Raw genomic sequence first — 11,595 nt, 5'->3', positions numbered from 1 at the left:
ATGCAAAATTTTAAAGAATTAAAGGTTTGGGAGAAAGCTCATCAGCTTACACTGAGTATTTATAAAACAAGCGCCAGGTTTCTAAAGGAAGATATTTATAGTTTAACCAATCAACTTCGGCGGGCATCGGCATCAATACGAGCAAATATTGCCGAAGGTCGTGGTAAAAATTCACAAGCAGGCTTGGCTAATTTTTTAAATATTTCTTTGGGTTCGGCTAATGAAACTGAATACTTTTTGATTTTATCAAGAAATCTAGATTACCTAACTGAAGAACTGTTCACAACTTAATCTAATAGTATTAATGAAGTTAAGGCAATGCTTATTAATTTAATCTCCAGGTGAGAGCTAAGCACCCAAACCTATAACTTAAAACGTATAACTTATAATACAGCAACATGCAACTATTCGACGTTTACCCTCTTAATGATATAGAAATTACAAAGGCATCTGGCAGCAATGTTTGGGATGCTAACGAACAAAAATATTTAGACTTATATGGCGGTCACGCAGTGATTTCAATTGGCCATACAAATCCTCATTATGTAACTCGTTTGACTGACCAGTTGAAGAAAGTCGGTTTCTACTCTAATTCAGTTAAAATCCCTTTGCAAACTCAATTGGCTGAGAAATTAGGCCAGGTTTCAGGCAAAAAAGATTTCCAGTTGTTTTTGGTTAATTCTGGTGCAGAAGCCAATGAAAATGCCTTGAAACTTGCCTCGTTTTATAATAGTAGAAAAAAAGTGATTGCTTTCACTGGCGCTTTCCACGGACGTACCTCTTTGGCAGTGGCGGTAACTGATAATCCGAAAATTGTGGCGCCTGTTAATCAAACCGAGAATGTCATCTTCTTACCCTTTAATAATGAGGTTGCACTTGAAGAAACTTTTAAAGCGCAGGGCGATGAAATTTCAGCGGTAATTATTGAGGGTATTCAAGGTGTTGGCGGAATTAAGGAAGCCTCAAAAAGTTTCCTGCAGAAAATCCGCTCTCTTTGCGATGAGTACAATTCAGTTTATATCGCCGATTCAGTTCAGTGCGGTTATGGTAGAACAGGATTGTTTTATTCCCATGATTATTCGGGCGTTGAAGCAGATGTTTACACGATGGCGAAGGGAATGGGTAACGGCTTTCCAGTAGCAGGAATCTCCATTGCACCAAAATTTAAACCTTGGCATGGAGAATTGGGAACCACTTTTGGCGGCAATCACTTGGCTTGTGCTGCGAGTTTAGCTGTTTTGGAGGTGATGGAAAGAGACAATCTAATAGAGAATGCCCAGGAGATTGGAAATTATTTAATTACCGAACTAAAGAAATTTGAGCAAGTTGTAGAAGTTCGTGGTCGTGGGTTGATGATTGGAATTGAATTACCAGAAGCACTTGCCCACGTTAAAAAAGAATTATTATTTACACATCATATTTTCACCGGTGAAGCCAAGCCAAACGTAATTCGTCTGTTGCCAGCTTTGAATTTAACAAAAGAAAATGCTGACGAGTTTTTAGCGGCGTTTACCAAGTTGGTGAAATAATACACTCGTCATTGCGAGGTACGAAGCAATCTTACAACGCTAGAAATACTTAGCAATTGCTTTAAGATTGCTTCGTACCTCGCAATGACGGACGAAAACGAAGTGGGTGCAAACTAACTTCGTTTTTGAAATTTTTAAGAGGTGGTGCAGGAAAACCTTAAACCCTATACCTCAAACCTTAAACCCTAAAAAATATGAAGTTATTTACTTCCGTACACGATGTTCCGAGCATCAAACAATTTGTAAAAGATGCACTTGAATTAAAGGCAAATCCTTATGCGCATCAAAGCTTGGGTAAAAACAAAACTTTAGGATTGGTTTTTATGAACCCAAGTTTGCGTACACGTTTAAGCACCCAAAAGGCTGCCTTAAATTTGGGTATGAACGTGATGGTGATGAATTTGGATAAAGAAGGTTGGGCTTTAGAAACACAGGATGGTGTGGTAATGAACGGTTCTACTGTCGAACATATCCGTGAAGCCGCAGCAGTAATGGGTCAATATTGCGATATTTTAGGCTTGCGTTCTTTTCCTAAATTGAACAATCGCGAGGAAGATTATAGCGAAGACTTTTTTAACAAGTTTGTAAAATACTGCGCTGTTCCCGTAGTAAGTTTAGAAAGTGCTACGCGTCACCCGTTACAAAGTTTCGCAGATATCATTACCATCCATGAAACCTGGAATAAAAAACCAGATGGACGTAAACCAAAGGTAGTTTTGGCTTGGGCACCTCATGTAAAGGCATTGCCTCAGGCTGTTCCCAATTCATTTGCAGAATGGATGTGCAAGGCACAAGCAGAGGGAATGATTGATTTCACCATAGCACAGCCAGAAGGATACGAATTGGCCGAAGAATTTACGCCTGGTGCAGAAATTCAATATAACATAGAAGAAGCTTTGGCTGGCGCTGACTATGTTTATGTGAAAAACTGGAGTAGTTATAAAGAATATGGTAAAGTTTTAACTTATCCTGATGGCTGGATGATCAACAATGAAAAACTGAAGTTCACTAACGACGCCAAAGTAATGCACTGTTTGCCTGTTCGTCGCGATTTGGAATTATCTTCTGAGATTTTAGATGGACCAAATTCATTGGTAATTCATGAAGCAGGTAATCGTTTATGGGCAGCGCAAGCGGTAATTAAAGCGATGTTGGAAGAAATGAAATAATCTGTTGTGGGTTGCCGGTTACATGTTGCCGGTCTAAGTGCCTAAACATGTAACTGGCAACCCACAACTCATAACACATATATGAAACAACTTACCATCATAAAAATAGGCGGAAATGTAATTGATAATTCTGCGAATCTGCATCAGTTTTTATTAGATTTTACAGCCTTACCTGGAGATAAAATTTTGGTTCATGGTGGGGGCAAAATTGCAACCGAACTGGGCGAAAGCTTAGGCATTGAAGCTAAAATGGTTGAAGGCCGTCGGATTACAGATATTGAAACTTTGCGGATCGTTACGATGGTTTATGCAGGGTTGATCAATAAAAATATGGTAGCCCAATTACAAGCTAAGGGCAGCAATGCAATTGGATTATCGGGAGCGGATGGCAACATCATCAAAGCTAAAAAGCGTCCTGTAGTTACAAAAACACATGGAGCAGCTCCGGGCCCATTAGCTGGAGAAGTTATCGATTATGGCTTTGTTGGCGATTTAGATGGAAATTCTGTTTCTGCAACTACATTGGATAGTTTGTTAAAAGCTGGATTAACGCCGGTTTTATGTGCAATTACACACGATGGAGATACACAGTTATTAAATACCAATGCGGATACCATTGCCTCAGCTGTTGCAGTTGCAATGTCGGCTTTATATGAAACGCGTTTGGTATATTGCTTTGAAAAAAAGGGCGTTTTGAAAGATGTAAATGATGATGATTCAGTTGTCAGAGAAATCAAAGCGGATGAATTTGAGGGTTTAAAAGCTGACGGAACAGTACAGGGTGGAATGATTCCGAAATTGCACAATGCTTTTGAGGCGATCAAAAAAGGTGTGTCTGCGGTTTATATAGGCAAAGCTAATGAATTGGGAGAACTTGCGGATGGGACTTTCGGGACGAAAATGAACCTCTAAATCCGCTAAAAAGGGGAGGTTGGGTTTCGTCATTGCGAGGTACGAAGCAATCTTAAAGCTATAGCTATTAGTATAGTACATTAGGAGTGCTTCGTACCTCGCAATGACGGATGTGAAATAAACCTGATAGAAACGGATCCCGATTTTTCATCGGGAGAAGTGAATAGCAGGACTGACATTAATTGAAGACTGCAATTGCTTTTCAAGAAATATAAAAATCAGTTTAAGTAACTGGACCAAATAAAACGAACCACATGAAAAAAATAGCCATAATTGGTAGCGGAAATATCGGGTTATCTTTAGCAAAAGGCTTGGTGAAAGCCGACTTCGCTAAAGCTGGCGACATAACGCTTACCAGAAGAAATATCGACCACTTGCAGTCTTTCGCCTCAGCAGGCTTTGAAGTTTCAAACGACAATAACCAAGCGGTTGCAAGTGCAGATGTTGTAATTCTTGCCGTTTTGCCTCAACAGTTAAATACGGTTTTAGACGAAATCAAGTCCTCGATAAATTCAGCTAAACACCTTGTAATTTCGGTGATTTCGGGTGTGAGTTGTGCTGCGGTTAGAGAAAAATTGGGCGACGATATAGAGGTGATTCGGGTAATGCCAAATACAGCCATTGCCATCGGGCAATCCATGACTTGTATGGCTAGCGACAACGCATCTGCCGAAAATATTGCCGAGGTAACCAAAATGTTTGAAACGGTTGGTTCTGTTGTGAAGATTAACGAAGATTTAATGACTTCGGCAACGGCGCTTTGTGCTTGTGGTATTGCGTTCTTTTTAAGAGCAATAAGAGCCGCATCCCAAGGTGGGGTCGAAATTGGTTTCCATGCAGATGAAGCTCTTAAAATGGCGGTGCAAACAGCTAAGGGAGCAGCTGATTTGCTGTTATTACATGGCACACACCCAGAATCAGAAATAGATAAAGTAACTTCGCCGAAAGGTTGTACTATTGCGGGCTTAAACGAAATGGAGCATAATGGCTTTAGTTCATCATTAATAAAAGGTATAAAATTATCGGCTTTAAAAGCTGGAAATTTGTACACTAAAGAAGGTTAAAGGTGTATGGTAAAAGGTTTAGGGTTTAGGCTCCACATCTTGATACTTAATACTAAATACTTGATACTATGTGGTTAGAAAATATACAAAAAGAAAGTCTGGATTTGTTGCGACAGTTAATCCGCATTCAGTCTTTTAGCAAAGAAGAAGACAGAACAGCGAATTTAATTGCTCAATTTTTACAAGAGCGAGGAATTAAAACCCAACGCAAAATGAATAACGTTTGGGCTTATAATAAGTATTTTGATGCAAGTAAACCTACGGTGTTACTGAACTCGCATCATGATACCGTTAAACCAAACTCGGGCTATACTCGTGACCCTTATGATGCTGCCATTGAAGGCGATAAATTATTCGGCTTAGGAAGTAATGACGCTGGTGGGTGCCTGGTTTCGTTAATTGGTACGTTTTTGTATTATTACGAGCAGGAGAATTTAAAATATAACATCTGTTTGGCCGCAACGGCAGAAGAAGAAATTTCTGGTAATAATGGCTTGGAACTGGTTTTACCAGATTTAGGTGAATTAGAATTTGGGATTGTTGGAGAGCCAACAGAAATGAATTTAGCCATTGCAGAACGTGGGTTGTTGGTAATCGATTGCGTTTCTCATGGTAAAGCTGGTCACGCTGCTAGGGAAGAGGGAGAAAACGCAATTTACAAAGCGCTGAAAGATATTGAGTGGTTCAGGAATTATCAGTTTCCTAAAGTATCGGAAGTTTTCGGTCCGCTGAAAATGACGGTTACCATTATCAATGCAGGTTCTCAGCACAATGTGGTGCCGGCAAATTGTACTTTTACAGTTGATGTTCGCGTAACCGATGCTTACACAAATGAGGAAGTTTTAGAAATCATCAGAGCAAATGTAGATTGCGATGTTACACCTCGTTCCATTCGTTTGAAACCATCGTCGATAGATAAAAACCACCCGGTAGTTCAAGCTGGTATTGCTTTGGGCAAAACCACTTATGGCTCGCCAACCACATCAGATCAAGCGCTATTAGATATCCCATCAGTAAAATGTGGACCGGGGTTTTCTGGTCGCTCGCACATGGCAGATGAGTTTTTATACGTTAGAGAGGTTGCTGAAGGTGTTGAAGGATATGTAAATATGTTGAAACCAGTGATACACTAGATCCGTCATTGCGAGGCACGAAGCAATCTTAATTGCAGAGGAATCGTAAGGTGTTTTTAGTTTCATACAAAGGGGATTGCTTCGTGCCTCGGAATGACGAAGTTTGATTATGAAAATTTGGCAAAAAAATATAGATGTAAATAAATTCGTGGAAACTTTTACGGTTGGTAAAGACCGCGAATTGGATTTGCAAATGGCAAAGTTTGATGTTTTGGGCTCTTTAGCGCATACACAAATGTTGGAAACTATTAACCTGCTTACCGCTGAAGAATTGAAAACGGTTCAACAGGAACTTAAAAATATTTACGCTGAAATTGAAACCGGGAATTTTACTATTGAAGATACCGTTGAGGATGTGCATTCGCAGGTAGAATGGTTGCTAACGCAACGTATCGGCGAAGCGGGCAAAAAGATACACAGTGGACGTTCGCGTAACGATCAGGTTTTGGTTGATTTGAAGTTGTTTTTCCGTGCCTGCATTGAAGATATGGTTAACCAAACATCAACCTTGTTTAATCTGCTCATCAAATTAAGCAATACTCACAAGGATAAGTTGATGCCAGGTTATACGCATTTGCAAATCGCAATGCCGTCATCTTTTGGTTTATGGTTTGGTGCTTATGCCGAAAGCCTTGCCGATGATATGGAATTGATGCTTGCTGCATGGAAAATCACCAATAAAAATCCTTTAGGTTCTGCAGCAGGTTATGGATCATCATTTCCTTTAAACAGAACATTAACCACCAAATTGCTAGGTTTTGAAAGCTTAAATTACAATGTGGTTTATGCACAAATGGGTAGAGGAAAAACGGAAAGGATTTTAGCGCAGGCAATGAGCGCTGTTGCCGCAACGCTTGCCAAAATGGCGATGGATATTTGTCTGTTTATCAACCAGAATTTTGGATTTATCAGCTTCCCTCCTGAACTGACAACCGGTTCGAGTATTATGCCGCATAAGAAAAATCCTGATGTTTTTGAATTGATTCGCTCACGTTGCAATAAAATACAGGCTTTGCCAAACGAGATTGCAATGATGATTACCAATCTTCCATCTGGCTATCATCGCGATTTACAGTTGTTGAAAGAAAATCTATTTCCAGCGATTACCTCATTAAACGAATGTTTGGAAATTGCGACCTTCATGTTCCAGAACATCACCATAAAGGATGATATTTTACAGGATAGGAAATATGATTACTTGTTTAGTGTTGAGGTGGTTAACGACTTGGCGTTGCAAGGGGTTCCTTTTAGAGAAGCCTACAAAATAGTTGGCGAGCAGATAGAAAATGGTACTTTTGCACCATCGGGCCAAATAAATCATACACACGAAGGAAGTATCGGCAATCTTTGTAATGAGCAAATTTCTGCAGGAATGCAGGCAGTTTTGTCACAATTTGGCTTTGAGAAAGTGAATAAAGCAATAGAAGATTTGGTTAAATAATTTTTGCTAATTTTGTAAATATGACGACTTTAACAATTGAAATTAAAGATAAAGATGCTGGATTCGTGAAAGAATTTCTTAGCAAGATTGGCGCTAAGGTCAAAGCAGAACCAACAAGTCAAATTACTCAAGAAATCGCGCAAGCTTTAAAAGAAATTAAAGAGATGCAGCAAGGTGATCGCAAATCTTTGTCCTTAAAGGATATTTAATGGTTACCAACATTATCTATTCTGCAGTTTTCATCAAAAAAGCAAAAATCTATAAAAAGAAGCACCAATCGTTAGTAGAAGACCTTTACAGTTTAGAAGAAAGTCTTTCGAAGAACCCTCAACAAGGGAACGATTTGGGTGGCGGTCTTTTCAAAGTCCGTCTAGCTGTTAAAAGTAAAGTAAGGGCAAAAGTGGAGGTTTTAGGGTAATAACTTATTTAGTATCAAACAACCTAAATGGAATTGTTATCAATATGTTGACTCTTTGTGACAAATCAGAAGAAAGTAGTATTGATAAAAAAGAACTCCAAAATATAATAAAAGCATTATAATTTGCTGATGTCAGCAATCAATTCAAATATATGAAAGTTTCAGTATTAGCCAGTTCATTAATAGGCTCAGAAATTATAAAAATTGGTAACGAGGTTAATGAAATGAAACGCAAAGGCGCTTCAATCGCCAATCTAACCATCGGCGATTTTGATTCAAACATCTATCCCATTCCAGCGGAATTAAAAGCCGGAATCGTAGATGCCTATCATGCAAATCAAACAAATTACCCGCCTGCCGACGGTGTTTTGCCATTGAGACAAACCGTTTCTGAACTATTGAAAGATAGATTCGGTTTGGAGTACAACACCAATAGTATTCTGGTTTCAGGCGGCTCTCGACCATTGATTTATGCTACTTATTTAGCTTTGATAGATCCAGGTGATACAGTTGTTTTCCCTGCACCTTCATGGAATAACAATCACTACTGTCACTTAACATCGGCGAAGGCCATTGCGGTAGAAACTGATGCAGCGCATAACTTTATGCCAACTGCAGCACAATTGAAACCACATTTAAAAGGTGCAACATTATTAGCGCTTTGTTCGCCATTGAATCCGACAGGAACCATGTTTGATGCGGATTCTTTAGCGGAAATATGTGATGTTATTTTAGAAGAAAATGCATCGCGCGGAGCGGATGAAAAACCATTGTATTTAATGTACGATCAGATTTATTCACTTTTAACTTTTGGCAAGGAACATGTAAATCCGGTTTCATTACGCCCGGCAATGCGTGAATTTACGGTTTTCGTAGATGGTTCTTCGAAATGTTTAGCTGCAACAGGTGTGCGTGTAGGTTGGGGTTTTGGCCCTGAAGATATTGTTAACAGAATGAAGGCATTGGTTGGGCACATGGGTGCTTGGGCACCAAAAGCCGAGCAGGTTGCAATGTCTAATTATTTTAATGATAAAACGCAGGTCGATACATTTTTAAACAGTTTTAAAGGTCAAATTCAAGATAGCTTAAATGCGCTTTACAATGGCTTTAATGAATTGAAAAACGAAGGTTTTAATGTTGATGCGGTTGAGCCAATGGGTGCAATTTATCTCACCATTAAAATCGACTATATCGGAAAAACCACTGAAGATGGTCAGCTTTTAAGGGATAGTGCGGATGTAAACTTCTACTTAATTAAAGAGGCTGGAGCCGCATTGGTTCCATTTTCAGCCTTTGGAAACGAACACAGCATGCCTTGGTTCAGGGCATCGGTTGGTGCTTGCACCTTGCAGGATATAAAAGACATGCTACCCCGGATTAAAACAGCTTTAAGCAAGTTAAAATAAAACATTTGAACACCCGGGCAAACAATTAGTTGGCTCGGGTGTTCAAATAAAAAATCTCATCTAAACGCTTTTATGGAAAACAAATACACTCCTCAGGGATATGCTTCGCCCTCAGCAATCCTTATCACGCTTGTCATTGGTATTTTATCAGCTTTCATCTTACCACTCATCTATATTATCCTTGGAAGGCTAATTCCTAACATCTGGTTTATCGCTATCATTGCGCTACTTCTTGGTATCAGCTTAGGTTTTTGTATTGATTTTGGCGTAAAAATCGGCAAACTCCGAAATAAAAAAATAGTTGTATCCATCGCGATTTTTTGCGGATTACTGGCCTTCTATGTTCAATGGGTTTTTTTCGATGCATTAATTTACAGCGCTAAAGGATTCACCTTTAATTTGACCAGCGCTGATTTAAAAATTTTAGCTAGCGATTTCTTTTTTCTGTTCACGCATCCTCACATACTTTTTCAAGAAATTGTAAACCTAAATGCAGTAGGTTCTTTTCAGATCAAGAGCATGGGTACGGTAAGCGGTCTGGTCTTATGGTTGATCTGGGCAGGAGAGTTTATTGTGATTATAGGTGGAATCATATTTACTGTTTTCAATGGTCAGGTGAGTAAACCTTATTCAGAAATAAACGATCAATGGATGAAAAAGCGTAAAATACAGCACCGAATTCCTTTGGTACATGATAAAAATTTAATCTTGAATGAATTAAATAATAAAAATTTTGCGGTTTTGAGTGATGATCCATCATTAATCAATGAGCAGAATTACTCGGAGGTGGTTGTGTACGAATCAAATGGCGATCCGGTAAAGTACATTAATATTTTGAATGTCTCTAACCCGACAGGGAAAGCGAAAGACAAAAAAATGAATAATATTATTGAATTTTATCCGCTAGAGAACGCAAATATTTAGTGTGATGTTGTAGCAGAAAAATATAAAAAATAAACGCCCTATTTTCATTTATTGAGAATAGGGCGGTTTTATAAATGGCTGACTGACAACTTTGGATTCATTCCTCCTAAAATCAATCTTCCCGACTTCCATCATCCGCCATGCGCACCATTTTTGGTTCAAACTTCGCAATCACATCAACTAAATCAGTTTGTGCGGCCATTACTTTATTGATGTCTTTATAAGCCATTGGCGCCTCATCCAAACCTGCACCGATTAACGTTACATTGTGGTCTTTTAAAATTGCTTTCATGTCAGATTTGGTAATCGATTGAATGGCTTTTGTACGGCTCATCAATCGTCCTGCGCCATGAGAAGCTGAATTGATTGAACTTGTCTCACCTTTTCCCCTAACTAAAAACCCTGGTGCTGTCATGCTTCCGGGAATAATACCCATCACACCTTCGCCCGCTGGCGTTGCTCCTTTTCTATGAACGATAACTTCCTCGCCATTGAGGGTTTCTTTCCATGCAAAATTATGATGATTTTCTACCTTCGCTAAAACTTTAGCGCCAATGGCCTTGGTCAATCTTTTATGGATTACCTCATGACAAGCGGAAGCATAATCGCCGGCTAAGTTCATGGCAATCCAATATTCTTGGCCTTCAGCTGTGTTCAGATCTAAATAGGCAAGATTTACAGCTTCTCTAGGCAACTTGCAAATGTCTTTAGCCAGTTTGGTATAATGACCCGCTATAGTTGCGCCAAATCCACGAGAACCAGAGTGAGTTAACAAAGCCACGTAACGTCCCTTATCGATATTTAAAACCTCATCTCGCTCTGCAAAATCTATAATTCCCCATTCTACAAAATGATTACCGCCACCCGAAGTTCCCAATTGCGCCCAAGCTTTGCCATGTAAGTTTTTTAAGAAAGGCGTAGCATTAAAATCTTCGTTTTCTAAAACCTCATGGTCTGCTCTTTCATCTCCTTTATAATTTTGCCCAGCGCCAAATTTAGTATGTGCAATTAATTCTCTTTTGTACATCGCATCCTTCCCGAAATAATATTTCTCCGGAATATCGAAAATACTCAAAGCCATTTGGCAACCGATATCAACACCAACTCCATAAGGAATAATCGCATTTCGTGTGGCTAAAACGCCGCCAATTGGCAAACCATAACCTTGGTGCGCATCTGGCATTAACGCCCCAGCTTCGGTAACAGGCAACTTCATAGCAATATTCATTTGTTCTTTCGCACCATCTTCGATATAAGCTTCGCCAAATACAGTATAGCTTTTGGCATTTTCAACTAGCCCAATTGTATCATCATTTTTCGGTGTGGCTTCTTCAATTAATGCCGTTGCTAAAACACCTAATACTTCATCATCCAAAAAGCTCTCTGGATAATTTTTTACTTTTTTAAATAATTTTTGTACTTGATTAGCTTCCACGTCCTTAAAGTTATCCTTTAAGATTTCCAATGCCAAGCCTAATATTTTTCCTTCGGTATAACCTAATGCCTTTAGGGTTTTACCTGTTATTTCTGTTTTCATTTTATTCCTAACTAAACCTCGGCAGGCATCGTTCACCTAGCCGAGGGTTTCTAAAATTGATT

12 protein-coding genes are annotated in these 11,595 nt (G+C 39.1%); 11 read left to right on the top strand and 1 reads right to left on the bottom strand.

Annotation, left to right across the window (positions count from 1 at the left end):
* From OQZ33_RS13060 to OQZ33_RS13010, 11 genes are all read left to right on the top strand, one after another.
* Positions 1–291 (top strand): four helix bundle protein, encoded by a 291-nt coding sequence (locus tag OQZ33_RS13060; protein WP_265799458.1) that lies wholly within the window; start codon positions 1–3, stop codon positions 289–291.
* Between the two features lie 107 nt (positions 292–398).
* Complete coding sequence (locus OQZ33_RS13055; protein WP_265799457.1) at positions 399–1,529, top strand: aspartate aminotransferase family protein; 1,131 nt, start codon at positions 399–401, stop codon at positions 1,527–1,529.
* Between the two features lie 194 nt (positions 1,530–1,723).
* A complete protein-coding gene (locus OQZ33_RS13050) occupies positions 1,724–2,698 on the top strand; it encodes an acetylornithine carbamoyltransferase (protein ID WP_265799456.1) in 975 nt (324 codons plus the stop codon).
* Positions 2,699–2,779: 81 nt separating this feature from the next.
* On the top strand, positions 2,780–3,610 hold the full coding sequence (gene argB, locus OQZ33_RS13045; protein WP_265799455.1) for an acetylglutamate kinase: 831 nt from the start codon (positions 2,780–2,782) through the stop codon (positions 3,608–3,610).
* 254 nt (positions 3,611–3,864) lie between these two features.
* Positions 3,865–4,674, top strand: coding sequence for a pyrroline-5-carboxylate reductase (proC, locus tag OQZ33_RS13040; RefSeq protein ID WP_265799454.1), 810 nt, complete (start codon positions 3,865–3,867; stop codon positions 4,672–4,674).
* A 68-nt stretch (positions 4,675–4,742) separates the two neighbouring features.
* Positions 4,743–5,807, top strand: a complete 1,065-nt coding sequence (locus OQZ33_RS13035) for a M20 family metallo-hydrolase (RefSeq protein WP_265799453.1) — start codon at positions 4,743–4,745, stop codon at positions 5,805–5,807.
* 109 nt (positions 5,808–5,916) lie between these two features.
* The gene (argH, locus tag OQZ33_RS13030; protein WP_265799452.1) at positions 5,917–7,248 is read left to right on the top strand and encodes an argininosuccinate lyase; all 1,332 of its coding nucleotides are present in this window, start codon (positions 5,917–5,919) and stop codon (positions 7,246–7,248) included.
* A 20-nt stretch (positions 7,249–7,268) separates the two neighbouring features.
* On the top strand, positions 7,269–7,457 hold the full coding sequence (locus tag OQZ33_RS13025; protein WP_265799451.1) for a hypothetical protein: 189 nt from the start codon (positions 7,269–7,271) through the stop codon (positions 7,455–7,457).
* A complete protein-coding gene (locus tag OQZ33_RS13020) occupies positions 7,457–7,666 on the top strand; it encodes a hypothetical protein (RefSeq protein WP_265799450.1) in 210 nt (69 codons plus the stop codon). The genes OQZ33_RS13025 and OQZ33_RS13020 overlap by 1 nt, the downstream gene beginning before the upstream one ends.
* A gap of 152 nt (positions 7,667–7,818) precedes the next feature.
* Entirely contained in the window at positions 7,819–9,072 is a 1,254-nt protein-coding gene (locus tag OQZ33_RS13015; RefSeq protein ID WP_265799449.1) for a pyridoxal phosphate-dependent aminotransferase, read from the top strand.
* 72 nt (positions 9,073–9,144) lie between these two features.
* Positions 9,145–9,996 carry a hypothetical protein gene (locus OQZ33_RS13010; protein WP_265799448.1) on the top strand — a complete coding sequence of 284 codons (852 nt, stop codon included), beginning with the start codon at positions 9,145–9,147 and terminating at the stop codon, positions 9,994–9,996.
* A gap of 112 nt (positions 9,997–10,108) precedes the next feature.
* Here OQZ33_RS13010 and OQZ33_RS13005 read toward each other — a convergent pair whose 3' ends face one another.
* A complete protein-coding gene (locus OQZ33_RS13005; protein WP_265799447.1) occupies positions 10,109–11,533 on the bottom strand; it encodes an RtcB family protein in 1,425 nt (474 codons plus the stop codon).
* Between the last annotated feature and the right edge of the window lie 62 nt (positions 11,534–11,595).

It is taken from the genome of Pedobacter sp. MC2016-05 (assembly GCF_026239735.1).
GTDB lineage: Bacteria > Bacteroidota > Bacteroidia > Sphingobacteriales > Sphingobacteriaceae > Pedobacter.
Note: the sequence above shows the minus strand (reverse complement) of the source record. Positions and strands in the feature narration are given on the sequence as shown.

Bases quoted from the DNA above. Each gene is read 5' to 3' on its own strand.
- OQZ33_RS13060 (WP_265799458.1), top strand. From the start codon at position 1: ATGCAAAATTTTAAAGAATTAAAGGTTTGGGAGAAAGCTCATCAGCTT.
- OQZ33_RS13055 (WP_265799457.1), top strand. From the start codon at position 399: ATGCAACTATTCGACGTTTACCCTCTTAATGATATAGAAATTACAAAG.
- OQZ33_RS13050 (WP_265799456.1), top strand. From the start codon at position 1,724: ATGAAGTTATTTACTTCCGTACACGATGTTCCGAGCATCAAACAATTT.
- argB (WP_265799455.1), top strand. From the start codon at position 2,780: ATGAAACAACTTACCATCATAAAAATAGGCGGAAATGTAATTGATAAT.
- proC (WP_265799454.1), top strand. From the start codon at position 3,865: ATGAAAAAAATAGCCATAATTGGTAGCGGAAATATCGGGTTATCTTTA.
- OQZ33_RS13035 (WP_265799453.1), top strand. From the start codon at position 4,743: ATGTGGTTAGAAAATATACAAAAAGAAAGTCTGGATTTGTTGCGACAG.
- argH (WP_265799452.1), top strand. From the start codon at position 5,917: ATGAAAATTTGGCAAAAAAATATAGATGTAAATAAATTCGTGGAAACT.
- OQZ33_RS13025 (WP_265799451.1), top strand. From the start codon at position 7,269: ATGACGACTTTAACAATTGAAATTAAAGATAAAGATGCTGGATTCGTG.
- OQZ33_RS13020 (WP_265799450.1), top strand. From the start codon at position 7,457: ATGGTTACCAACATTATCTATTCTGCAGTTTTCATCAAAAAAGCAAAA.
- OQZ33_RS13015 (WP_265799449.1), top strand. From the start codon at position 7,819: ATGAAAGTTTCAGTATTAGCCAGTTCATTAATAGGCTCAGAAATTATA.
- OQZ33_RS13010 (WP_265799448.1), top strand. From the start codon at position 9,145: ATGGAAAACAAATACACTCCTCAGGGATATGCTTCGCCCTCAGCAATC.
- OQZ33_RS13005 (WP_265799447.1), bottom strand. From the start codon at position 11,533: ATGAAAACAGAAATAACAGGTAAAACCCTAAAGGCATTAGGTTATACC.